The sequence below is a fragment of the Brachybacterium avium genome, assembly GCF_002216795.1.
Lineage (GTDB): Bacteria > Actinomycetota > Actinomycetes > Actinomycetales > Dermabacteraceae > Brachybacterium > Brachybacterium avium.
In genome coordinates, this window is the sequence record NZ_CP022316.1 from 427,544 (window position 1) to 451,382 (window position 23,839).

The following is a 23,839-nucleotide window of genomic DNA, read 5'->3' on the forward strand; positions in this document are numbered from 1 at the left end:
ATGACCGAGACTCCCGACCGTCCCACGGCCACCACCCCGGCAGCTCGGCCCCTCACCGCGGCGGTGATGCCGCTGGGTGAGCACGAGCTGGGAGCCACCGCGACCGGCAGCTATCACGAGCCGCATTCGGTGCTGGGTGCCCACGAGTACGAGGGCGGCTTCACCGTCCGCACGCTGAAGCCCTTCGCCCATGAGGTCGCCGTGGTGCTCCCCGAGGGCGGCACCGTCGCCATGGAGCACGAGTACGACGGCATCTGGGTCGCCGTGGTCGAGCGCAGCGAGCTCGCTTCCCACCGGATCCGGGTGACCTGGTCCCCGCAGGCCGAGCCAGTCGAGGTCGAGGAGCCGTACCGCTTCCCGCCGACCCTCGGAGAGCTGGACCTCCACCTCATCCATGAGGGTCGCCACGAGGAGCTGTGGCAGGCGCTGGGCTCGCATGTGCGCAGCGTCGATAGCGTGGAAGGCACCTCGTTCACCGTCTGGGCGCCGAATGCCCGCGCGGTGCAGGTCGTCGGCGCCTTCAACGGCTGGGATGGTCGCCTGCACGCTCTGCGCTCCCTCGGCGCCTCCGGGGTCTGGGAGATCTTCGTCCCGGGAATCGGGGACGGCGAGATCTACAAGTACCGGATCCTGGGGGCCGACGGAGTCTGGCGCGACAAGGCCGATCCGATGGCTCGCTACGCGGAGGTCCCGCCGGCGACCGGCTCCGTGGTGACCACCAGCGACTTCGAGTGGACCGACGATCGCTGGCTGGCCGAGCGCGCGGCGCAGGATCCGCTCGCCTCGCGGATGTCGGTCTACGAGGTGCACCTGGCCAGCTGGCGGCCGGGCCTGGGCTACCGGGACCTCGCGACGGAGCTGACGGACTACGTCACGGAGATGGGCTTCACGCATGTGGAGCTCATGCCGGTGGCGGAGCACCCCTTCGGCGGCTCCTGGGGGTACCAGGTCACCGGGTACTACGCGCCCACCTCCCGCCTGGGCACGCCCGACGAGCTGCGCCATCTCATCGACACCCTCCACAACGCCGACATCGGCGTGATCCTGGACTGGGTGCCCGCCCATTTCCCCAAGGACGAGTGGGCCCTGGGCCGCTTCGACGGGACGCCGCTGTACGAGCACGCCGACCCGCGCCGCGGCGAGCACCCCGACTGGGGCACGTACATCTTCGACACCGGGCGCAACGAAGTGCGCAACTTCCTGGTCGCCAACGCCTGCTACTGGCTGGAAGAGTTCCATGTCGACGGCCTGCGGGTCGACGCCGTCGCCTCCATGCTGTACCTCGACTACTCTCGTGAGGACGGGCAGTGGGTCCCCAACCGCCACGGCGGGAGAGAGGACCTGGAGAGCATCGCGTTCCTGCAGGAGGCGACCGCCACTGCATACAAGCGGGCCCCGGGCATCGTGATGATCGCCGAGGAGTCCACCTCGTTCCCCGGCGTCACCCGTCCCACCGACGCGGGTGGCCTGGGCTTCGGCTTCAAATGGAACATGGGCTGGATGCACGACACCCTCGAGTACCTCGGGCAGGATCCGATCCATCGCCAGTACCACCACGGCGAGATGACGTTCTCGATGGTCTACCAGTACTCCGAGAACTTCGTGCTGCCGCTGAGCCATGACGAGGTCGTGCACGGCAAGGGATCTCTGCTGCGCAAGGCCCCGGGCGACGACTGGCAGCAGGCGGCGACGCTGCGCACCTACCTGGCCTTCCAGTGGACCCATCCGGGCAAGCAGCTGGTCTTCATGGGCATCGAGTTCGCCCAGGGCACCGAGTGGTCCGAGCAGGCGGGGCTGCCGTGGTGGCTGCTGGAGTACCCGCTGCACCGCGGCACCCAGCAGCTGGTGAAGGATCTCAACGCCGTGCAGGCGGAGTTCCCCGCGCTGTACGAGCGAGATCAGGATCCGGGCGGCTTCGAATGGCTGATCGGGGACGACGCGGCCCACAATGCGCTGTCCTATGTGCGGCGGGACGAGGCCGGCGACCCGGTGGTCGTGGTCGTGAACTTCTCGGCGCAGCCCTGGCACGAGTACCGCATCCCCCTGCCCGAGGGCGGGACCTGGCTGGAGGTGCTCAACTCCGACTCCCCCGTGTACGGCGGCAGCGGGGTCGGGAACCTGGGCCGGGTCCACGCCGAGCAGCTGCCCCTGCACGACCGCGACCACTCGGTGCGCCTGACCGTGCCGCCGCTGGCCGCGGTGATCCTCGTCCCCGAGCGACTGCGGGAGGACTGACCGCCCTCGGGCCCGGACGCAACGGTCACCGCACGGTCATGCGCACCGCAGATCCGACGAGGGATCCGGCGCGCCCATGGACTGTGCGGTGACCTGTGTCGCCTGTTCCCAGATGGGCCCGGGAGATCAGAACAGCAGGTTCGCGAGCCGCTTGCGGGCCGGGGCCACACGCGGATCCGCGGGCCCCGCCACCTCGAACAGCTCCAGCAGCCGGGAGCGCACGGCGTCCTTGGTCTCCTGATCCGCTCCGCGCAGCAGATCGAGCAGGCGCCCGAAGGCATCATCGACGTGGCCGCCGATCATATCGAGATCTGCGACCAGCAGCTGCGCGCCCAGGTCCTCGGGCCGCTGAGCCGCCGCCTCCCGCGAGGCCGCGAGATCCGCATCCTGGGTACGACGCATGAGGGAGACCGTGGCCAGACCCGCCTTCGCCTCCGCATCGGCCGGGCTCTCCTGCAGCTGCTTCCGGTACGCCGTGACGGCAGCATCGAGATCACCGCGCTCGATCGCCTCATAGGCCTCGGCGATCAGCGGCGGCAGCGGCTCCTCCTGCGGCTCCTGGGCCGCGCCCTCGCCTTCGGGCAGCTCCATGCCCTGCTGGCGTGCGACCTCCACCACCTGGGTGAGGAGGTTGTCGATCTCTGCCTCGGGGATCACCGACTGGACGATCGGCTGGAGCTGCCCCTGGATCAGCAGCAGCAGGGTGGGCAGCTGCTGGACGCGCAGGGCTCCGGCGATCTGCTGCTGGCTGTCCGCATCGACGATGCCCAGACGGATCGCTCCGCCCTTGCCGTCGACAGCACGGCGCAGCCCGGTCAGGAACTGTTCCGACTCCGGCACTCGAGCGCTGGTGACCAGCAGCAGGGTGGGGATCTGCTGGGAGTCGGCGATGAGCTGCTCGAGCCCCTGCTCGGTGACGGCGACCTCGTGGAGGGACGGCGTACCGGCGGAGGCCGTCCCGCCCGCCGCAGCTCCGGCGGGCTGCTTCAGCGCGGCGAGGTCGATGATTCCGTACGGATCGGTCACAGGTGAACTCCTTCGATGACTTCGGGACGCCCCCAGTCTAAGGAGTCCGCCCGAGGGCGCGCTGTGGCGCTCCGGTCACTCGCCGGTGGCGCTGAGCGCGGTCTGGGTCGCGCCGATCGGCTGGATCTGGCCGCCGGCATCCGCCGAGGGGATGAACAGGGCGATATGGGTGCCGAACTTCCGGATGAACTCGGAGGTGAACTCCTTCTTCCCGATCACCTTGGTGTACTTGTTCTCCTCGGCGTAGCGCATGGTGGCACCATCCTTGATGCTCACCTTGCGGGTGGACAGCAGCGTCGCCATCACGATCGCGCCGCCGTCATCCGTGCGCACCCCGGCGAACTCCTCCGACTGCACGGAGAAGGACTCGTGGATGGTCGCCGCCTCGTCCCACTCGACGCCCGCGTTGAGCTCCTCGCGCTCGGTCTGGATGCGCTCGTGGGTCGCGGTCTGGAACGGGTTCTCCGCCAGCTGGTCCTCAGGATCTTTGTCATCGCCGGCGGTGAGCACATCGGCGTACAGCGCCAGCGCCTCCTGCGGCGTCATCACGAGGCCCTTGCTGTCCGGGGTGACCTGCTCCGAACCCACCACGGCATTCGCCACCATCGGCATCTCGATGCCCACGGCCTGCTGGGCCCAGCCCCACGCGGAGTACGGGGATTTCGCGTCGGCCTGCTGCAGGGCCACGAAGTACGGCACTCCCTCCTCGGTGGAGTCCTCGACCAGGGCCATCGCCACTCGCGGGAATTCTGCGGTCACCGAGGTCATGGGCACCAGGAGCTCGGCGCCGGGGACCGTGAGCTCTTCGGCCCATTCCTCGGCCTTCTCGATCATCTCGTAGGCCGCGGTGCGGAACTCGGCAGCGGAACCGGAGACGCGCGGAGCGAGCTTCTTCGCCTTCAGCGCCTTGTCCGCGGCGACGACAGCCGTATTCACCTCCGGCACGATGCTCGTGAGCTGCTCGGTGGTCTGGACAGGGGTCGGTTCGGCGAGCTCCTTGCCCGTGGGCGGAGCTGCGGGCGGCTCGACCTCGGAGCCGCAAGCGGCGAGGAGACCCGTGGCGAGCAGGCTGCCCGCTCCCAGGAAGAGGCCGCGACGGCCGACGGGGCGAGTGCTCATCATGAGATCCTTCCGCGCACTGCGGCGCAGTTCGTGGCGGGTCATCGCTGCTCGTCCTCTTCGTCCTCGACGACATCGATCTGCTCGGTCCGGTCCTCGGGAACAGGCGTGCTGGTCTCGTCCGTGGTGTCGGTTTCGTCCGAGGCGTCGTCCTCGGCGCCATCGGCGTCGGCGTCGGCGTCGGCGTCGGCGTCGGCGTCGGCGTCGGCGTCGGCGGGAGTATCGGCGTCCTCGCTGCTGCGTCCCGAGCCGGCTCCCAGCGCCCACACGCTCTCCTCACGGGGCTCCTGTCCTGGCGCGCCGAGCAGGGGGTCGCCGCCGGACGCGTCGACCGCGGGGCTGTGCGGGGAGGCCTCGGCAGCGGCGGCACCCGCGGCAACCGGCACGGCGGCCGCCTCGGCAGTGGCCTGCGGTGCATCCTCGACGACCTCGAACTCATCCTCGTCACGGCGCCGGCCACCGAGCGAGACCACCAGCAGCACGAGGCCGATCACAGCGATCGCCGCACCACCCGCGTAGGCGAAGGGCACCCACTCGTTCTCTGCATCGTTCGGCCAGGTGATGGAGATCTTCTCGGCCCCGGGCTCGGTGCCGTCGGTGACGATCAGCAGGGAGCGGTAGACCTGCTCGTGCTCGCCGTTCTCCGCGGCCCAGAACTCGGCGACGTCGAGCGAGTAGGGGCTCGGCGCCGTGTCGACGGTGCGCCAGAGGTCCGAGGTGGTGGGATCGGTCAGCTCATCCGCGCCGTCCGGGTTCACCTCCTGGGTGCTGAGCGTGGCCCAGTCGCTCGCCCCCGTGATGCGGGTGAAGTGCACGTCCTCGAGGTAGGCCTCGATGTCACCGCCGCCGGCGGTGATCACGGAGATGTCTGAGGCGCCTTCGATCACGAGCTCACCCTGCTCACCTCCCACGTACAGCACACCGGGGTCGATGACCACAGCGGGCCCGGCGTCGGAGAGGTCCACCGTGGCGGTGGTCTCGGTCTCGGGGGCCCAGGTGGTCTCACCCAGGCGGCCCAGCACGAGTCCGGTCAGGCCGATCAGGACCAGGAGGACGGCCAGGAGTCGTTGCACGGTAGATGCTCCTTCAGGGTGGCTCGGCGCAGACCGAGCGGATGACCTGGCCACGATACGAGCGGGACGCCTCGCAGAACAGGGCCGAGTGAGCATCTGCACCTGGGTAAAGCGCTCCTCATGAGCATCTCATCGTCCGCTCATGCGCAGGCCTGGAATCGATCGGATCACACGGGAGTGCCCCCGTCGGCGCGCACGGACGGAGCGCCGGGTGATCGCTGCGGCCGGCGACCCCGGCAGTGCTGGTGGTGTCGTACCCTGGCCGGGTGCGTCTCGTCGTTGCCCGTTGCTCTGTCGACTACACCGGTCGGCTCACCGCCCATCTGCCCCTGGCCCCGCGGCTGCTGATCGTCAAGGCCGACGGCAGCGTGCTGGTCCATTCCGACGGCGGCAGCTACAAACCGCTGAACTGGATGACTCCGCCCTGCACTCTGACCACCTCTCGTCGCGATGACGAGGAGGCTCTCGAAGATCCCGAGGGTGAATGGATCGAACAGTGGGATGTGGTCCACGACAAGACCGGTGACCGACTGCGGGTGCGCCTGGTCGAGGTCTTCGAGGATTCCTCCCATGAGCTCGGCATCGATCCCGGCCTGCAGAAGGATGGCGTCGAGGCCCACCTCCAGGCCCTGCTCGCCGAGAACATCGACACCCTCGGCGAAGGCTGGTCGCTCGTGCGCCGCGAGTTCTTCACCGCCATCGGCCCGGTGGACATCCTCGCCCGCGACGAATCCGGCGGCTCGGTCGCGATCGAGATCAAGCGGCGCGGCGAGATCGACGGCGTCGAGCAGCTGACCCGCTATCTCGAGCTGCTCAACCGTGATCCGCTGCTGGCGCCCGTGCGCGGCATCTTCGCCGCACAGGCCATCAAGCCGCAGGCGCGCGTGCTCGCCGCCGATCGCGGCATCGACTGCGTGACCCTCGACTACGACGCGCTGCGCGGCATCGATGATGCCGAGTCGCGCCTCTTCTGAGCACCGCACACGGTCCCGCTCAGTTCCTCGCCCCCGAGCACCTGGAGAAGACATGAGCACCGCTGCCGCCCCCACCCCCGTCATCGCTGAGCTGGCGCTGCGCGGCACCGCCGTGCTCGAGCAGGGACTCGTGCCGGACGCGCTGCTGCTGATCGACGGCGGTGACATCCTCTGGGCGGGCCCCTCGGCCCGGGCCCCGCAGCATCAGGCAGAGCGGACGCTCGAGCACGACGGACTGATCCTGCCCGGACTGGTGGATCTGCACTGCCACGGCGGCGGGGGTGCCTCTTTCCCCGACGCGGCAACGTCCGAGGACCTGCTCACCGCGGTCCGCGAGCATCGCCGGCACGGCACCACCAGTCTCGTCGCCTCACTGGTCACCGCCGAAGCGGACACCTTGCGGGCGCGGGTCGCCGACCTGGCGCGGCTCGCCGCCGACGGGGAGATCGCGGCGCTCCACCTCGAGGGCCCGTTCCTCTCCGTGGCGCGCTGTGGTGCCCAGAACCCCGCACACATCGTCGACGGCGATCCGGATCTGGTGCGCGAGCTCGCCCAGCTCGCCGGCGGAGCGCTGGCCACGATGACCGTCGCCCCCGAGGTGAAGGGGGCGGAAGAGGTCATCGAGGCGCTGGCCGAGGTGGGAGCCGTGCCCTCGCTCGGCCACACCGACGGCAGCAGCGCCCAGATGACGGATGCCCTCACGCGGGCCCGGGCCGAGCTGCGCCGGGAGCATGGCCGCTCGCCGCTGCCCACCGCGACCCATCTGTTCAACGGGATGCGGCCGATCCACCACCGCGATCCCGGACCGGCCCTGGCTGCGCTGGATGCGGCCGCCGCCGGTGACCTGGTGGTCGAGGTGATCGCCGACGGCGTCCATCTCGATGCCCGCACCGTCGCCCATGTCTTCGCGATCGCCGCCGAGCAGAACGTGGTGCTGGTGACCGATGCGATGGCTGCGGCCGGGATGCCGGATGGGCAGTACCGCCTCGGGTCGCTCGATGTCACCGTCGCCTCGGGGGTCGCGACGCTCACCGGCGGTTCTGCGATCGCCGGTGGGACCGCGCACCTGCTCGATGTGGTGCGCTTCGCCGTCACCGAGGCCGGGGTGGATCTGGTGCGTGCTGTGCGCGCCGCCTCGTCGGTGCCGGCCGCAGTGCTGGGGATGCAGGATCGGATCGGTGTGCTCGCCCCGGGCCGACGTGCAGATGCCGTGCTGGTGGATTCCGAGCTGGCACCGATCACCGTGCTGCGCGCAGGCGTCGTCGTCACCGACTGAGCGTCACTGAGCCGCCCCCGGGAGCGGCCGGGCCGCTCGCCCCCGGGAGCGGCCGGGCCGCTCGCCCCCGGGAGCGGCCGGGCCGCTGCGGCGAGATCGGTCAGTCCGCGTCCCCGAGCACGGAGCCCATCGGGGCGGCCTCCAACCAGGAGTTCAGCGCTGCCCCGAGGCCGTATCGACGATCGCGCTGACCTCCCGGCCGCCGCGCAGACGGAACTCGATCAGGCACCGCTCCTCGCCGTCCTCCACCTGGGCGGGAAGGTTCTGCCGGGTGACGGACCGGATCTGGCTGCGACGCAGCACCAGCTCGGGACGCAGCCGCAGGGAGAAGGCGCGGAACCAGCGCAGGCGGTCGGTGCCGAAGCGCATCAGCCCGTGCTGCCAGCTGGACCCGCCCACGAGCCCGCGGCGGCGCACCGTGCATTCGAAGGCGCCGCGGCTCCGTGAGACCAACAGCTGGCGCGCGACCAGCAACAGCACCACCACCAGCACGACGAAGAGCATCCCGATCCCCAGGAGGAGGATCGGGATGCTCAGGGTGTTCATTCCGTCTGCGCAGTCAGCTCAGAGGCGGGGGGCCGCGGGCTCGACGACCACGGCGTCATCGACGCCGATGGTCACGACGTCCGCGTCGACGGAGACGAAGCCGCCCTCGACATCCAGCGCGTCGACGTGGCCGTCCTGGTCGATGATCCGCACCACCCCGGTGCCGAGGATGGCCAGGGTGGGCTGCATCTGGGGCAGGATGCCCATCGAGCCGTCGATCGCCGGCACGACGACCTGCGCGGCCTGCCCGGTCCAGACGGTGCGGTCCGCGGCGACGAAGGTGACCTCGAGCGCACTCACGCGCCGAGCTCCTTGTCGATGCGGTGCTGGTTCTCGAGCACCATGTCGATGCCGCCGACGTTGAAGAACGCCTGCTCGGTGATGTGGTCGAACTCGCCGTCGCAGATGCCCTTGAAGCCCTCGATGGTGTCCTGCAGCGGGACGTCGGAGCCGTCCACCCCGGTGAACTGCTTGGCGAGGTGGGTGTTCTGGGAGAGGAACTGCTGGATGCGCCGCGCGCGCGAGACGGTCACCTTGTCCTCCTCGGAGAGCTCGTCGACGCCGAGCATCGCGATGATGTCCTGCAGCTCCTTGTTGCGCTGGAGGATCTGCTTCACGCGCACCGCGGTGTCGTAGTGGTCCTGGCCCACGTAGCGGGGATCCAGGATCCGCGAGGTGGAGGTCAGCGGGTCGATCGCCGGGTACAGACCGCGCGAGGCGATCTCACGGGAGAGCTCCGTGGTGGCGTCGAGATGGGCGAAGGTGGTCGCCGGCGCCGGGTCGGTGTAGTCATCGGCCGGGACGTAGATCGCCTGCATCGAGGTGATCGAATGGCCCTGCGTGGACGTGATGCGCTCCTGGAGCATGCCCATCTCGTCGGCGAGGTTCGGCTGGTAGCCCACGGCCGACGGCATCCGGCCCAGCAGGGTGGACACCTCCTGGCCGGCCTGGGTGAAGCGGAAGATGTTGTCGATGAACAGCAGCACGTCCTGCGCCTGCTCGTCGCGGAAGTACTCCGCCATCGTCAGCGCGGACAGCGCGACCCGCAGGCGGGTGCCGGGCGGCTCGTCCATCTGGCCGAAGACCAGGGCGGTCTTCTCGATGACGCCGGACTCGGTCATCTCCTCGATGAGGTCCCAGCCCTCACGGGTGCGCTCGCCGACACCGGCGAAGACGGAGACGCCGTCGTGGTTGTTGGCCACGCGGTAGATCATCTCCTGGATGAGCACGGTCTTGCCGACGCCCGCGCCGCCGAACAGGCCGATCTTGCCGCCCTGGACGTACGGGGTGAGCAGGTCGATCGACTTGATGCCGGTCTCGAACATGACGGTCGAGGACTCGAGCTGGTCGAAGTTCGGGGCCGTGCGATGGATGGGCCAGCGCTCGGTGATCTCGAGCTGGTCGACCGGCTTGTTCAGCGGATTGCCGACCACGTCGAAGACGGTGCCGAGGGTGACGTCGCCGACGGGCACCGAGATCGGTGCGCCGGTGTCGGTCACGGCCTGGCCGCGGACGACGCCGTCGGTGGGCTTCAGCGCGATGCCGCGGACCATGCCGTCGCCGAGGTGCTGGGCCGTCTCGAGGGTCAGCGTCGAGGCCTCCAGCCCGGAGCCGGTGTCCTCGATCTGGATGGTGAGCGCGTTGTAGAGCGGCGGGATGTTCCCGGGAGGGAACTCGATGTCGATGACGGCGCCGGTGACGCGGGCGACGCGTCCGGTGGCACCGGCCGCCTGGGCGGCGGGGGCCTGACTGTCAGTGGTGGTGGTCATGTGCGTTCTCTCCATGTCGTGCCGACGCGGGGCCTCGTCGGCCAAGGTAAGGTCGGCCTGGGTCAGCGTTCGGTGCGGCCGGATCCCGAGAGGGCGTCGGCGCCGCCGACGATCTCCGTGATCTCCTGGGTGATCTCCGCCTGGCGGGCGGAGTTCGCCAGCCGGGTGAACTTGTCGATCTGGGTCTCCGCGTTATCGGTCGCGGACTTCATCGCACGCTGCGTGGAGGCGTGCTCCGAGGCCATCGCCTGCAGCAGGATGTTGATGATCCGCGACTCGATGTAGCGCGGGAGCAGCTCGCCGATGACCGACTCCGCATCGGGCACGAATTCGTACAGCGGATAGGTCGGGGCGTTCTCGCCCTGCACGTCGCCCAGGCCCATCGGCACCATGCGCACCGACCGGGCGCTCTGGATGAAGCGGCTCTGGAAGCGGGTCGAGACGACGAAGAGCTCGTCCAGATGCACGGCGGGATCGTCGCTGACGAGATCCTCGGTGACGGCCGCGGAGATCTCCCGACCCAGGGCCGGCAGCTCGTCCTCCTTGTACGGCGTCCACGCACGCTGCGGTGTGCGGTTGCGGAAGCGGTAGTACGAGTCGCCCTTGCGGCCGACCACGTACATCACGGGTTCCTTGCCCTCGTCCCGCAGCGTGTTGGCGAGCTGCTCGGCCTCGCGGATCACATTGTGCGAGTACGGACCGGTCATGCCGCGATCCGCGGTGATCAGGAGGATCCCTGCACGGCCGGTCTGCGACCGCTCGTTGTCCAGGAACGGGTGCGAGATCTCGTTGGAGTGCGTCGCCACCGAGCCGATCGCGCGGGTGAGCGCGTCGGCGTAGGGCGTCGTCGCCTCGACCCGGGCGTGCGCCTTGGCGATGCGCGAGGCCGCGACCATCTCCTTGGCCTTGAAGATCTTCTTCATCCCCTGTGCGGAACGGATCTTCTGTTTATAAACCCTCTGCTGGGCTCCCATGTCTCTCCTCGTGCGGGATCGATGCGTCCTGGGCGGGAGCCGCCGTCCGCTGGGGACGGCGGCGTCTCGCATCAGCCGCGGACGATCTGCTCCTGCTCGATCCGGTCAGCGGCGAGACGACCATCCTCGTCGTTCCGCGCCGCATCCTGGCCCTTGCCGGCCAGGAAGTCCTGCTTGACCTGGTCGAGGATGCCCGAGAGCTCCTCCTCGGTCGAGGACTCGAACTTGCCCGAGCTGCGAATCGCCTCGAGCACGCCGCCATTGTGGCGCAGGTGCTCGAGCAGCTGGCCCTCGAAGTCGCGGACATCCTCGACCTCGATGTCGTCGAACTTGCCCTTGGTGCCGGCCCAGATCGAGATGACCTGCTCCTCCATCGGGAACGGCGAGCTCTGGGCCTGCTTGAGCAGCTCCATCAGACGTGCACCGCGGCTCAGCTGCTGCTTCGAGGCCGCGTCCAGGTCGGAGGCGAACATCGCGAAGGATTCGAGGTCTCGGAACTGCGCGAGGTCGATCTTCAGCGTGCCCGAGACCGACTTCATGGCCTTGGTCTGGGCGGAGCCGCCGACGCGGGAGACCGAGACGCCGACGTCGACCGCCGGGCGCTGGTTCGCGTTGAACAGGTCCGACTGCAGGAAGCACTGGCCGTCGGTGATCGAGATGACGTTGGTCGGGATGTAGGCCGAGACGTCATTGGCCTTGGTCTCGATGATCGGCAGGCCGGTCATCGAGCCGCCGCCCATCTCGTCGCTGAGCTTCGCACAGCGCTCGAGCAGGCGGGAGTGCAGGTAGAAGACGTCGCCCGGGTAGGCCTCACGACCCGGCGGGCGGCGCAGCAGCAGCGACACGGCGCGATAGGCCTCGGCCTGCTTCGAGAGGTCATCGAAGATGATCAGGACGTGCTTGCCCTCGTACATCCAGTGCTGGCCGATGGACGAGCCGGTGTAGGGGGCGATGTACTTGAAGCCGGCCGGGTCGGAGGCCGGGGCCGCGACGATGGTGGTGTACTCCATCGCCCCGTTCTCCTCGAGCGTCGCGCGCACCGAGGCGATGGTCGAGCCCTTCTGGCCGACGGCGACGTAGATGCAGCGGACCTGCTTGTCGGGGTCGCCGGACTCCCAGTTGGACTTCTGGTTCAGGATCGTGTCGATGCCGATCGTGGTCTTGCCCGTCTGGCGGTCGCCGATGATCAGCTGACGCTGACCGCGACCGATCGGGGTCATCGCGTCGATCGCCTTGAGGCCGGTCTGCATCGGCTCCTTGACGGCCTTGCGCTGCATGACGCCGGGCGCCTGCAGCTCGAGGGCGCGACGGCCGACGGTCTCGATGGTGCCGAGGCCGTCGATGGGGGCGCCGGTGGGGTCGACCACGCGGCCGAGGTAGCCATCGCCGACGGGGACCGAGAGCACCTGGCCGGTGCGACGGACCTGCTGGCCCTCCTCGATGCCCGAGAACTCGCCGAGGACGACGACGCCGACCTCTCGCAGCTCGAGGTTCAGGGCGAGCCCGAGGGTGCCGTCCTCGAAGCTGACGAGCTCATTGGCCATGACGTTCGGGAGGCCCTCGACGCGCGCGATGCCGTCAGCGGCCTCGCTGACGCGGCCGATCTCCTCGCGCTCGGTGGCGCCTGCCTGGTAGGTGGACACCGCGGTGTCCAGGGCGTTCCGGATGTCCTCCGGGCTGATCGTGAGCTCCGCCATCTGCTGCTTCGCTTCCTCTCGGTCTCCCCGTGCCGGGGATGGTCTGAACAATGCTGGGGACGCCGCGGCCTCGAGGAGGCTCCGGCATCGGGGATGAGTCAGGCCACGAGCTGTGACCGGGCTCGGGAGAGCCGGGCCAGCACGGTGGCGTCAAAGAGGTCGTCGCCGACCTGGATCTGGAGACCGCCCACGACTGCAGGATCGACGGTGAGGTTCAGCTGGATCTGACGGCCGTAGACGGTCGCCAGGACAGCGCCCAGTCGGGCCTGCTGCGCCTCGTTCAGCGGCACTGCGCTGGAGACGGACGCGAATGCGCGCCGACGACGGTCGGAGGCGAAGCGGGCGAACTCCTCGACGCGACGGGCCGGCTTGGTCTCGGTGCGACGTCCGACGGCTCGGGCCGCCAGAGCGACCGTGAGGCGGTGCACCCGGCCGTCCAGCAGGCGCTCCAGCAGGGACGCGCGCCGTGCGGGCTCTCCCCGCTCCCCGTCGAGGGTGGAGGTGAGGTCACCGCTGCCGTCGATGAGTCGCGAGACGTCGAACAGCTCGCTGTCGACCTGTTCGAGGACTCCCTCGGACTGCGCCTGCTCGAGCAGTGCCGTGACCCCGAGCAGCTCGAGGGCATCGAGGATGTCCTCCTGCTCGGACCAGCGACGCCGCACGACCTCGAGAGTGGCCTCGAGCGTGCGCGGGCTGACCCGGCTCGCCAGCAGCGAGCGCACCGCCGACTCCTTGACCTCGGCCGGACGGCCGGGATCGGAGAGGGTGCGCACGAGCTGATTGCTGGAATCGATGGCATCAGCCACCGAGAACAGCTCCTGGGCCTCGGTATCCAGCGCAGCGCCGTCGGCCGCGAAGGCGGCCTCGACGTGCCGGAGCACCTCGGCGAAGGAGGTGGAGGAAGTTCCTCGCATCACGGTTCCTTATCGGGTGGTGGCCTGGCTCGACTCGAGGTCGTCCAGGAACCGGTCGATCACTCGGCGGGAGCGCTCGTCATCGGTGAGGGACTCCCCGACGATCTTGGACGCGAGGTCGCTGGCGAGCGTCCCGACCTCTCCGCGCAGCTCGGTCGAGGCGGCGATCCGCTCGGCGCTGAGCTGCTGACGGCCCGAGGCGAGCAGGCGCTCGTTCTCGGACTCGGCGCGGGCACGGGCGTCGTCGACGATCTTCTGACCGTCCGCGCGGGCCTTCTCCCGGATCGAGGCGGCCTCCTGGCGGGCGGCCGCGAGCTCCTGCTCCTGATCGCTCTTCAGCTGGTCGACCTGCTCCTGGACCTTCTCCGCATTGCGCAGGCCGCCCTCGATCTTCTCCGCACGCTCGTCCAGCACGGCGTTGAGCCGCGGGAGGACGAACTTCATGAAGACGACCGCGAAGATGATCAGGAAGGCGAGCGACCAGATGATCTCCGAAGGCAGGGGAACCAGAAGACGCCAGCTCGGGACTGACTGTGCTCCTTCGGCAAGAATCATGGGAGTGAGCCTCAGCCGAAGAGCAGGCCGGTGACGATCGCCAGCAGGGTCAGGATCTCGGTGAAGGCGATACCGATGAACATGGTGGACTGCAGCTGGCCGCGCAGCTCGGGCTGGCGCGCGGTGGCCTCAGCGGTCTTGCCGACGATGATGCCGATGCCGATGCCGGGGCCGATCGCCGCGAGACCGTAGCCGACAGAGGCGACGTTGCCGGTGAGTTCAGAGAGAATCATCGGGTCCACAGGGGGTTTCCTTTCGTTGTGCCGCCCGGGAGGACGGCGGACAGGGGTGATGTCAGGGGGTTCGGGAAGTCGTGGGGCAGATCAGTGCTCGTCGGCGGTGGCCATCTGGATGTACACCGCGGCGAGGATCGTGAAGATGAAGGCCTGCAGGGCGGCGACGAAGATCTCGAAGCCGTAGATGCCGATGGCCAGCGCGCCCGCGAAGGGAGAGATCGCCACCAGCCAGGTGCCCGAGAGCAGCAGCCCCTGGGTCAGGCCGATGAAGACGACCATCATGATGTGGCCGGCGACCATGTTCGCGAGCAGTCGGATGGTCAGCGAGGCCCAGCGGATCAGGACCACCTGGAGGAACTCGATCGGCACCAGCAGCAGGTAGATCGGCTTGGGCAGCCCGGGCGGGGCGGTCTCATGCTTGAGATAGCCGGCGATGCCGCGCTTCTTCACCCCGGCGGACACGTAGATCACGAAGGTCCACAGGGCCGCCAGCAGGGGCAGACCGATCACGGAGGTGCCGGCCAGGTTCAGGCCCGGGACCACGCCGGCGAGGTTCATCGCCAGCAGGAAGAAGAACAGCGTGGTGAGGAATGGCGCGAAGTGCTTGCCCTCGCGCAGCCCCAGCGTGTTCTTGATGATGGTGCCGTTGACGAACTCGAGGAGCAGCTCGACGATGCTCTGCCCGCGGCCCGGCACCAGCTTGGCGCGGGAGGCGAGCACGCACATCACGATCAGCACGACGGCGAGCACGATCAGGCGCACCAGCTGGACGCGGTTGAACTCGAACCAGGTTCCGCTGAAGAGGATCGCGTCCGGGAAGAACTCGTCCAGCGTCGGAACATGGAAGAGCGAATCGCCCTCGGCGTGCAGCATGGGGCTGAGGTCTGCGGTGTTCAGCTCGATCTCCCGTGGTCGTGTGGTCCGGCGCCATCGCACCGGCCGTGGCCGTCATTCTCGATCGGGACCTACCCGGATGCGGCCACCGTGCGTACGGCGATGGACGACGCGTTGAGCGGTCTGGGTGGTCGATCAGTGGTCGAGCGGACCTCGGTAATGCACCGTGATCAGCGGTCGAGCACCTCGGGAAGCATAACAGAGAGTCACTGCTCCGCCGGGGGGTCAAGGGGGGTCTCCACGGGCTCCACATCCAACGGCTGACGGGTCCTCAGCAGCAGTGTGGCCTCGAGAAGCATCGCCGAGACCGCGCCCACCAGCAGTGCCAGTCCGATCCACTGGGTGGAGAGCGAGGGCAGGTCCTTGACCGCCAGTAGGATCAGGATCACAACGAACATCTTGACCGCCCAGGAGCCGAGCACGGTGGCGGCCATGGTGAGGGGACTCAGGCGGGGGCTGAGGAACGAGATCACTGCGGAGGGCAGCACCACGATCAGGGTGAGGCCGGTGCCGACCAGCGCTCCCGCCAGTGCGGTCGACTCGGGCCGGGTGGCAGCGATGAGGATGACCACCAGGTCCAGCACCAGGCCGACGACCACGGCGATCACGGTGGCTCGCTGCATCGAGCGGTCCCCTGCGGTGCGACGTCGCGGGGCGGTGGGGGCGGGCCGCCCGTGGGCGGCGGAGTTCTCAGGCTGAGGGGACATCGAGATCCTTCCGGTGACGGCCGGTGCGCCATCTGAGGGGGTCGAAGGTGAGCAGGACGGCGAACATCAGCCCGATCATCCAGAAGATGTAGACCGTGCGCATCGGCAGCACGAGCGGGAGCAGCAGCCCCACCGAGATCACCACGGTCCAGGTGTACATGATCAGCACGGCGGCGAACTTGGTGTGCCCCAGGCTGAGCAGCCGGTGGTGGAGATGCGCCTTGTCGGCCTGGAACGGGGATCTGCCCGAGCCGATCCGTCGGACCACCGCGAGCGCGAAGTCGAGGAAAGGGATCACCATCACGCCGATGGGGAGCAGGATCGGCAGGAACTGACCGAAGAAGTCTGCGCCGGTGAGCCGGCCGGGGTCGACCTGACCGGTCACGGCGATGGTGCTGGCCGCCAGCAGCAGTCCCAGCAGCATCGAGCCGGAGTCGCCCATGAAGATGCGGGCCCGGGTGAGGTTATGAGGCAGGAATCCCAGACAGGCGCCGATCATCACTGCGGTCAGCAGGGCCGCGAGCGAGGAGTAGTCGGTGGCCGAGGCGCTGCGGGTGAGCGTGTAGGCGTAGACGAAGAAGGCCGAACCGCCGATCGCCATCACGCCCGCCGCCAGCCCGTCCAGCCCGTCCACGAAGTTCACCGCGTTCATGCTCACCACCACCACCAGCACGGTGAGGATCAGCGCCGTGCGTCCGGACAGCACGGTCACGCCGTTGATCGGGAGGGTCACCAGGCTGACGCCCTGCCACGCCAGCAGCACGGCCGCCAGCACCTGGCCGGCCAGCTTGGTCACCCAGTCCAGGTCCCAGCGGTCATCAGCGGCTCCGAGCAGGCACACCAGCGAGCCGGCCGCGAGGATCGCCCATGGTTGGCGGCTGTCGCGGAACAGTCCTTCGAGGAAAGGGATGTTGCTCGCGACCAGCATCGCGCAGAGCACTCCCGTGAGCATGGCGAGCCCACCCAGGCGCGGGGTCACCGCGTCGTGGACGTCACGATCCCTCACCGCTGTCATCGCTCCGGCCCGTCGGGCCAGGAGCCTCACCCCGGGGGTCACCAGGAAGGTGACCGCTGCGGCGAGGAGCAGGAGGAACAGGTAGATCCTCACCCGGAAGTGCTCTCCGTGCCGGACTCACCCGCAGCAGGCTCGGAGGTCGGCGCCGGGGTCTGCTCGCCGACCTGGTCGAGGCGGGTCTCGGCGGACTGACCCAGCGCTGCGGCGTCCGCGACGTCCGGGGCGGGTGCGGGCTCGGCGGGCAGGTCCAGCACGGACGTGTTCGCAGCCGGCGTTGCGGAGCCCGCAGTCGTCGGATCGGCGGGCGTTCCCGTCTCGGCGATGCCGGGAGCATCTTCCGAGTGCGCCTCGGAGCTCTGCGCGCCGGAGGCCTCCTCCCCGGAGAGATCCCCGTCGGAGGATTCCTCCTCGGAGGGCTCCTGCTCGCTCACGGGTTCGGCTGCGGTGAAGATGTCTCCGACGATCTCGATGATCTGCTCCTTGGAGATGGCGCCTTCGCGCACGATCTCCGCCGGGGTCACCGTGGTGTCCAGGATGGTGGAGCTCTCGCCGATGCGGGCCGGTCCGCCGTCGAGGTAGATCTCGACGGCATCGCCGAGCTGTGTGGCGGCGTCCAGCACGCTGAGCGCTGCGGGCCTGCCATGACGGTTCGCGCTGGAGACGGCGAGCGGCCCGGTGCGGCGCAGCAGCTCGAGGGCGACCTCGTCATCCGGCATCCGCAGTGCCACGGTGCCGCGGGTCTCCCCCAGATCCCAGGTCAGCGACCGCTGGGCGGAGAGGATCAGGGTGAGCGCGCCCGGCCACAGCTCCTCGGTGAGATCCTCGACGTAGTCGGGGACCTCCGCGGCCAGGGCCAGCAGCACGGCGTGGTCGCCGATCAGCACCGGCGGCGGGGTGTCGCGGCCGCGCCCCTTCGCCTCGAGCAGGGCTGCGACGGCGTCCGGGGTGAACGCATCCGCCCCGATCCCGTAGACGGTATCCGTCGGCAGGACGATCAGGTCGCCACCGCGCACGGCGTCGACGGCGGCGGCGAGGGCATCCTCGCGGGACTCTGGGTTCTGGGTGTCGTGCACGGTCACCGGGACAGTCTCTCACTTCCACTGGTCGGTTCCCCGAGGGCGCGGCGCGCCACCAGGAATCGGTCGCGACCGGTCAGGTCGGGGACGGTTCTGAACAGGTCGAAGCCACCGCATCCGGCGGCGACCTCACGAGCGTCGGCCCCCTGCACGTCCGCGTGCTCCATGATCAGCACACCACCGGGTCGCAGCAGCCGGTGCGCCCAGGCGACGACGGCGCGCGGGACCTCGAGACCGTCCGGTCCCCCGCCGAACAGGGCGCGGTGCGGATCATGCTCGAGCACCTCGGCGTCACGGGGCACGGCCTCGGGCGGGATATAGGGAGGGTTGGACAGCACGGCATCCACCGGGGCGACCGCTGCCAGCTCAGGGATCATCCCGAGCAGGTCCGCCTCCAACACACGGCCGCGACCGGGACCCGCCTGTTCGAGGTTGTGGGCGGTCAGCTCTGCAGCGACGGGATCCACCTCCACGGACAGCACCTGAGAACGCGGCAGCTCGTCCAGGACGGCCGCGCCCAGCGCGCCGGAACCGGAACAGAGGTCGACCACCTCGCCCAGCGGCCCCTCCACGTACTCGCGCATCAGGTCCACGGCGAGCTCGGTCTCCGGGCGCGGGATGAACACGCCGGGACGCACATCGAGCATGAGGCGACGGAACGGGGCTCGTCCCAGGATCAGCTGCAGCGGCTCACGCTGCACCCGGCGTGCGGTGAGCTTCTCGAGCCGCTCCGCGAAGGTCTCCGGCAGGTCGTCGAGCAGGACCAGGGGGCTCTCGGTGTCGGCGGCATGGGCGATCAGCGCCCGCGCATCGGCGCTGGGCGAGGGCACCCCGGCCTCACCCAGCTGACGCGTCGTCTCCGCCAGAGCGGAGCGCAGCCGGGTGCGCACCTCCTGTGCGTGCATCAGGTCCGCTCCTCCGGGTTGCCGGCCTGCGCCTCCGCCAGGCGCGCCGCCCGCTCGGCCTGACGAGAGGAGGCGATGAGGTCCGTGAGGTCACCGGCCAGCACCTGCGCCAGGTTGCCCGCCTTGAAACCGGTGCGATGGTCGGCGACCCGGGACTCGGGGAAGTTGTAGGTGCGGATCCGCTCGCTGCGATCCACCGTGCGCACCTGGGAGCGCCGGGTCGCGGAGGACTGCGCCTCCTGCTCTGCACGACGAGCATCCAGCAAGCGGGTGCGCAGGATCCGCAGCGCCTGATCCCGGTTCTGCAGCTGGCTCTTCTGGTCCTGGCAGGAGACCACCACCCCGGTGGGAAGATGTGTGATCCGCACTGCGGAATCGGTCGTGTTCACGCTCTGGCCGCCCGGGCCGCTGGAGCGGAAGACGTCGATGCGCAGGTTCGCCGGCGCCATCGCCTCGGCGAGGAGCTCGGTCTCATCGGTCTCGTCGGCCTCGGGCAGCACCAGCACGCCGACAGCGGAGGTGTGGATGCGCCCCTGGGACTCCGTGACCGGGACGCGCTGGACCCGGTGCACCCCGGCCTCGTGCTTGAGATGGGCGTAGACGCCGGTGCCGGGACCGCCCGCACCCCGTGCCGCGATCGCGACGGTGACGTCCTTGAGCCCGCCGAGATCGGATTCGGAGGAGGTCAGGACCTCCACCCGCCAGCCCTGGGACTCGGCGAAGGCGCGATACATGCGCAGCATCTCCGCCGCGAAGAGCGCGGATTCCTCCCCGCCGGCGCCGGCCTTGATCTCGAGGATCACGTCACGGGCATCATCGGGGTCGCGGGGGCGAGCAGGTCCTCGAGATGCTCTCGCTCGACACCGAGACGCGCCTGCAGCCGGGTCGCCTCCGCCGCCAGCTCCTCGTCCCCCTCCCCCAGCTCCTCGAGCTCCTGAGCGACCTCGAGATCCGCCTCGGTGGCCTCCAGCTGCGCCGCTGCCTCGAGGATCCCCTCCAGCTCGGCGTAGCGCCGGCCCACGCGTCGGGCGCGCGCGGCATCCTCGTGCAGGGCCGGGTCCGCCATCGAGTCCTGCAGACGACCGTGCTCCTGACGCAGCGGCGCGAGTCGGTCTCCCCCGTCCTGCTCGCTCATCGATGCTCCTTCGTCAGTCACCCGGCGGCATCAGCCACGCATAGTCATGGTTCCCACATGCACGACGCCGGTGCACGCCCTGGGGCGTGCACCGGCGTCGGAGAATGCTCTCTGCTGATGGAACGTCGCTCAGGCGCGAGCCCTGCGCAGCGGCCCGAGCTCCTACCGCTCGTGCCTCGCAGTACGTCGCTCAGGCCCAGCCCACTCCCGAGCTCCTACCGCTCGTGCCTCGCAGTACGTCGCTCAGGCGTTCTTCTTGCCGTAGCGGGCCTGGAAGCGGGCGACGCGGCCGCCGGTGTCCAGGATCTTCTGCTTGCCGGTGTAGAACGGGTGGCACTCGGAGCAGACCTCGGTGCTGATCGCACCGTCATTCTTGGTGCTGCGGGTGGTGAACGAGTTGCCGCAGGTGCAGGTCACCTGGGTCTCGGCGTATGCGGGGTGGATCTCAGCCTTCATGTCTCTCCTTGATCGGGGTCGCTGGGTCGGCGCCCGGCGGGCACCGTGAACCAGAACCGACGTCACAGTCTGCCACGCCCCGCCCCACATGTGCGAGATTTCCGGATGCGGCGTGCGCAACATCGCTCGGCTCAGGTCGAGGCGCGCACCTCGAGCCGATAGGGCACGCTCCGGCGTGCCGCCTCCCCGTTCAGCGGGACCGATCCGTCGAGCATCCCGGCGACCAGGGAGACCGTTTCCCGGGCCACCGCCTCGATGTCGATGCTCAATGTCGTGAGCTCGGGGGTGACCAATGAGGCGATCTCCAGCCCGTCGACGCCGACCAGTCGCACCTGGCCCGGCACTTCGACCCCGAGCCCCCGCAGGGTCCGCAGCAAGCGGACGGCGAGCACGTCGTTGAAGGCGACGACGGTATCGACCCCGTCGGCCAGGACCTCCTCGAGGAACTCCCGGTGCCCGCACCGGGCATCCACCTCCCGCACCGGGACCTCGCCGTCACCGACCAGCGGGCGGAGCGCCGCAGCCAGCGCGAGACTGCGGGAACGGCCCCCACCGCCGACGAGATCCAGCACCACGGGTCGATGGGCGCCGGAGTCCCGGAGGTGCACCGCCAGTTCTGCCATCGCGGCCTCACGCAGGAGCTCGATGACACCTCCCTCGGCGAGATGGGACTCACGGCCATCGAGCTGGACCACCGGCATCCCGCTGGTCCCGCGGAGGTCGGCGGTCAGCACCCCGTAGCCCACGAGCGCATCGACCCGGCGCGCCAGGTCCCCCGCCACCCGCTCCGGGTGCGGGGCGTGCAGCGCCTCGGCGAGAACGACATTCCAGCCGTAGGGGGCACAGGCGCGGACCACTGCAGCACCGAGCTCGGCGAAGTACGCGTTCGAGAGGTCGTCCACGACCAGGCCGATGGTGGTCGGCCCGCGCTCGACGAGCCCCCGGCCGAAGCGTGAGGGGCGATAGTTCAGCTCCTTCGCCGCGGTGAGGACACGCTCGCGAGTTGCGGCGCTGATGCCGGGCAGATCGTTCATCGCCCGGGAGACGGTCTGCCGGGAGACCCCGGCCCGTTCGGCGACGTCGATGATCGTGGCCCTGCGCGCCGCGGCGCTCACCGGGCCGGAGCCCTCAGGTCGAGCCAGGCCAGCTCGGACTCCGACAGTTCGACGCCCAGCCCCAGGGTCGAGGAGCGCATCTCGGCGATGCTGCGCGGGCCGAACAGCGCGAAGGTCGGGAACTTCTGATGCAGCACGTAGGCCAGGGCGATCGCGGTGGCCGGGACGGCGCGCTCACGGCCGAGCTCCTCCGCCCGGGCGAGCCGCTCGAAATTGTCGTCGCTGTAATAGCAGCGCACCAGCTCTGCGTCCGAGCGGTCCTCGGGATGGGCGCGGCCGGTGAAGAATCCTCGTGCCTGCGAGGACCAGGGCAGCAGGGCGATGCCGCGGTCCTCGAGCCATGCCTTGGACTGCGGATCCGTGGCGTGGACACAGCCCTTCCACGGCACGTCGAGGGCCTCGGCGAGGCCGAAGTGGTTGGACAGGATCGTGAATCCGGCGCGGCCGTTGGCCTTCGCGTAGGCGTTGGCCTCGTCCACGCGCTCCGGAGTCCAGTTCGATCCGCCGTAGGCGCGGATGCGACCGGCCCGCAGGTGCTCGTCCATGACGTCCACGAACTCCCCGACCGGGACCTCCGGGTTGTCGCGGTGCATCATGTAGAGGTCTGCATAGTCGGTGCCCTGGCGCTCGAGCGACTCCTCGAGCTGACGGGTGATCGAGGCGGGATCGCAGTGCGGGGTGTGTGCGCCCTTGGTGATGACCACGACGTCCTCGCGCACTCCCCGGTTGCGGACCCACTGACCGAAGAGCTTCTCGATGTGGCCGCCGCCGTAGATGTAGGCGGTGTCGAAGGTGGTCCCGCCGATCTCGACGAAGGCGTCGAACATCGCCGAGGCATGGGACAGGTTCATCTGGTTGTCGCAGCCCATCACCAGTCGGGAGACCTGCTTGTCGACTCCGGGGATGCTCCCGTAGGTCATCGCCGGGCCGACCTGCACGCTGCCGGCGGCCAGCGGCCGACCGGTCACGGTGGGGATGCTGGCGTCATCTGCCTCGAAGGGGTAGCGCAGACCGACCTGCTCACGCCACTGGTCCAGGGCGCGGGCCTGGCCCAGGGAGTTCTCGCCGGTGAGCTCGGGGACCTCGCCGCTGCCGCGGGCGGCACCGGCGAGGGCGTCGGCCTCCAGCGCGTAGGCGTGGGCCGCGGGGACCTCGATCCGCTGCGGCTGCTCGCCCACGATATCCAGCTCGATGCTGGTGTCCGCGCCCAGGCCCCACGGATCGCTGAGCCGGATCACACCGCGCGATCCGGTGATGGTCGCGGACTGCGGATCGGCCAGGCGCACGCCCGTGCGGAGGCTCGCGGTCATCCCGGTGGGGAAGGTGAGCTTCGCAGTGGCCCATTCGTCCACTCCCGTCTCCCCCAACGTGCCGCTGCCGGTGATCGTGGCCGGTTCGATGGCGGCCCGTCCCTCGACGGCACCGGCGACGAAACGGGCGAAGGACATCGGATAGCAGCCCACATCGAGGATGCCGCCACCGGCGGTGTCGAGGTCGAACAGGCGGCCGTTGCGGGCTCCGGTGTCGAATGAGAACGAGGCGTCCACGTGCGTGATATCCCCGATCGCCCCCTCCGTCACCAGCTCCAGCACCCGGACCGTCTGGGGGTGGAAGCGGTACATGTACGCCTCCAGCAGGACCTTTCCGCTGCGGGCGGCGAGGTCGATGAGCGCCATGGTGGTGCCGGAGTTTGGGGTCAGCGGCTTCTCGCACAGGACATGCTTGCCGGCCTCGAGGGCCATCGCGGTCAGGCGGGCGTGACCGGTATGGACGGTGGAGATGTAGACGGCGTCCACCTGGTCGCTCGCCAGCACCTGTGCGTAATCGCCGACGAGAGCCGGGCCGTCCAGGGGGAACTCGTCCGCGAAGGCGCTCGCGCGCTCCGGGGAGCTGCTGCCGACGGCCACCAGTACGCCGTCCTGTGAGGAGGACAGCTGCGAGGCGAAGCGGCGGGCGATCCCGCCCGGCCCGAGAACGGCCCAGCGGAACGGGGAGGAGGGGGTGCTCATGGAGACGTCGTCATCCTTCACAGAGGGGAGGCACGGAAGCCGTGAACGTTCACGACTGGGATTACGCTATCCGGTTCCGTCATCCCGTGCAATGCCGTCGATCTCGACCGTCCTCCCGCACTGCGACGAGGGG

The 23,839-nt window shown here is 69.5% G+C and carries 22 protein-coding genes and 1 pseudogene; 3 read left to right on the forward strand and 20 right to left on the reverse strand.

The genetic code is table 11. From position 1 onward, the window contains the following. Entirely contained in the window at positions 1 to 2,235 is a 2,235-nt protein-coding gene (gene glgB / locus CFK39_RS01940) for a 1,4-alpha-glucan branching protein GlgB (protein WP_089064052.1), read from the forward strand. A 126-nt stretch (positions 2,236 to 2,361) separates the two neighbouring features. On the opposite strand, the gene CFK39_RS01945 is transcribed toward glgB, so the two are convergent. The 3 genes from CFK39_RS01945 to CFK39_RS01955 all read right to left on the reverse strand — a co-directional run bounded on the left by CFK39_RS01945 (position 2,362) and on the right by CFK39_RS01955 (position 5,453). After that, positions 2,362 to 3,261, reverse strand: coding sequence for a tetratricopeptide repeat protein (locus tag CFK39_RS01945; RefSeq protein WP_089064053.1), 900 nt, complete (start codon positions 3,259 to 3,261; stop codon positions 2,362 to 2,364). A 75-nt stretch (positions 3,262 to 3,336) separates the two neighbouring features. Further along, on the reverse strand, positions 3,337 to 4,380 hold the full coding sequence (locus CFK39_RS01950; RefSeq protein ID WP_245822819.1) for a DUF8094 domain-containing protein: 1,044 nt from the start codon (positions 4,378 to 4,380) through the stop codon (positions 3,337 to 3,339). A 41-nt stretch (positions 4,381 to 4,421) separates the two neighbouring features. After that, a complete protein-coding gene (locus tag CFK39_RS01955) occupies positions 4,422 to 5,453 on the reverse strand; it encodes a hypothetical protein (protein ID WP_089064055.1) in 1,032 nt (343 codons plus the stop codon). 266 nt (positions 5,454 to 5,719) lie between these two features. Between CFK39_RS01955 and nucS the strand changes: the two genes are divergently transcribed. Beyond that, positions 5,720 to 6,427 carry an endonuclease NucS gene (gene nucS, locus CFK39_RS01960; RefSeq protein ID WP_089066244.1) on the forward strand — a complete coding sequence of 236 codons (708 nt, stop codon included), beginning with the start codon at positions 5,720 to 5,722 and terminating at the stop codon, positions 6,425 to 6,427. 52 nt (positions 6,428 to 6,479) lie between these two features. After that, a complete protein-coding gene (locus tag CFK39_RS01965; RefSeq protein ID WP_089064056.1) occupies positions 6,480 to 7,703 on the forward strand; it encodes an N-acetylglucosamine-6-phosphate deacetylase in 1,224 nt (407 codons plus the stop codon). A 153-nt stretch (positions 7,704 to 7,856) separates the two neighbouring features. Here CFK39_RS01965 and CFK39_RS01970 read toward each other — a convergent pair whose 3' ends face one another. The 17 genes and pseudogenes from CFK39_RS01970 to CFK39_RS02050 all read right to left on the reverse strand — a co-directional run bounded on the left by CFK39_RS01970 (position 7,857) and on the right by CFK39_RS02050 (position 23,706). Next, positions 7,857 to 8,249: a DUF2550 family protein gene (locus tag CFK39_RS01970; RefSeq protein ID WP_245822822.1), complete on the reverse strand. Its 393-nt coding sequence runs from the start codon at positions 8,247 to 8,249 to the stop codon at positions 7,857 to 7,859. Between the two features lie 18 nt (positions 8,250 to 8,267). Next, the gene (locus tag CFK39_RS01975) at positions 8,268 to 8,549 is read right to left on the reverse strand and encodes a F0F1 ATP synthase subunit epsilon (RefSeq protein WP_089064057.1); all 282 of its coding nucleotides are present in this window, start codon (positions 8,547 to 8,549) and stop codon (positions 8,268 to 8,270) included. Continuing rightward, positions 8,546 to 10,018: a F0F1 ATP synthase subunit beta gene (gene atpD / locus CFK39_RS01980; RefSeq protein ID WP_157697023.1), complete on the reverse strand. Its 1,473-nt coding sequence runs from the start codon at positions 10,016 to 10,018 to the stop codon at positions 8,546 to 8,548. Before atpD ends, CFK39_RS01975 begins: the two co-directional genes overlap by 4 nt. A gap of 62 nt (positions 10,019 to 10,080) precedes the next feature. Next, on the reverse strand, positions 10,081 to 10,992 hold the full coding sequence (locus tag CFK39_RS01985; RefSeq protein ID WP_089064059.1) for a F0F1 ATP synthase subunit gamma: 912 nt from the start codon (positions 10,990 to 10,992) through the stop codon (positions 10,081 to 10,083). A 71-nt stretch (positions 10,993 to 11,063) separates the two neighbouring features. Beyond that, positions 11,064 to 12,689, reverse strand: coding sequence for a F0F1 ATP synthase subunit alpha (gene atpA / locus CFK39_RS01990; RefSeq protein WP_089064060.1), 1,626 nt, complete (start codon positions 12,687 to 12,689; stop codon positions 11,064 to 11,066). Positions 12,690 to 12,787: 98 nt separating this feature from the next. Then, entirely contained in the window at positions 12,788 to 13,603 is an 816-nt protein-coding gene (locus CFK39_RS01995) for a F0F1 ATP synthase subunit delta (protein WP_089064061.1), read from the reverse strand. 9 nt (positions 13,604 to 13,612) lie between these two features. Next, a complete protein-coding gene (locus tag CFK39_RS02000; protein ID WP_089064062.1) occupies positions 13,613 to 14,158 on the reverse strand; it encodes a F0F1 ATP synthase subunit B in 546 nt (181 codons plus the stop codon). 11 nt (positions 14,159 to 14,169) lie between these two features. Continuing rightward, positions 14,170 to 14,400, reverse strand: a complete 231-nt coding sequence (gene atpE, locus CFK39_RS02005; protein ID WP_089064063.1) for an ATP synthase F0 subunit C — start codon at positions 14,398 to 14,400, stop codon at positions 14,170 to 14,172. A gap of 81 nt (positions 14,401 to 14,481) precedes the next feature. After that, entirely contained in the window at positions 14,482 to 15,267 is a 786-nt protein-coding gene (gene atpB, locus CFK39_RS02010; protein ID WP_157697024.1) for a F0F1 ATP synthase subunit A, read from the reverse strand. A gap of 227 nt (positions 15,268 to 15,494) precedes the next feature. Further along, positions 15,495 to 15,995, reverse strand: coding sequence for a Cg1360 family ATP-synthase-associated protein (locus tag CFK39_RS02015; RefSeq protein ID WP_089064064.1), 501 nt, complete (start codon positions 15,993 to 15,995; stop codon positions 15,495 to 15,497). Next, positions 15,979 to 17,103, reverse strand: coding sequence for an MraY family glycosyltransferase (locus CFK39_RS02020; RefSeq protein ID WP_089064065.1), 1,125 nt, complete (start codon positions 17,101 to 17,103; stop codon positions 15,979 to 15,981). The genes CFK39_RS02015 and CFK39_RS02020 overlap by 17 nt, the downstream gene beginning before the upstream one ends. Further along, positions 17,100 to 18,089 (reverse strand): L-threonylcarbamoyladenylate synthase, encoded by a 990-nt coding sequence (locus CFK39_RS02025; RefSeq protein WP_089064066.1) that lies wholly within the window; start codon positions 18,087 to 18,089, stop codon positions 17,100 to 17,102. Before CFK39_RS02025 ends, CFK39_RS02020 begins: the two co-directional genes overlap by 4 nt. Continuing rightward, positions 18,086 to 18,991, reverse strand: coding sequence for a N5-glutamine methyltransferase family protein (locus CFK39_RS02030; RefSeq protein ID WP_089064067.1), 906 nt, complete (start codon positions 18,989 to 18,991; stop codon positions 18,086 to 18,088). Before CFK39_RS02030 ends, CFK39_RS02025 begins: the two co-directional genes overlap by 4 nt. Further along, positions 18,991 to 20,126: pseudogene (prfA, locus tag CFK39_RS02035) on the reverse strand (peptide chain release factor 1). Before prfA ends, CFK39_RS02030 begins: the two are co-directional and overlap by 1 nt. Positions 20,127 to 20,369: 243 nt before the next feature. Then, entirely contained in the window at positions 20,370 to 20,582 is a 213-nt protein-coding gene (rpmE, locus tag CFK39_RS02040) for a 50S ribosomal protein L31 (protein WP_089064068.1), read from the reverse strand. 131 nt (positions 20,583 to 20,713) lie between these two features. Then, positions 20,714 to 21,697: a LacI family DNA-binding transcriptional regulator gene (locus tag CFK39_RS02045; protein WP_089064069.1), complete on the reverse strand. Its 984-nt coding sequence runs from the start codon at positions 21,695 to 21,697 to the stop codon at positions 20,714 to 20,716. Next, complete coding sequence (locus CFK39_RS02050; protein ID WP_089064070.1) at positions 21,694 to 23,706, reverse strand: aldo/keto reductase; 2,013 nt, start codon at positions 23,704 to 23,706, stop codon at positions 21,694 to 21,696. Before CFK39_RS02050 ends, CFK39_RS02045 begins: the two co-directional genes overlap by 4 nt. Positions 23,707 to 23,839: the final 133 nt, after the last annotated feature.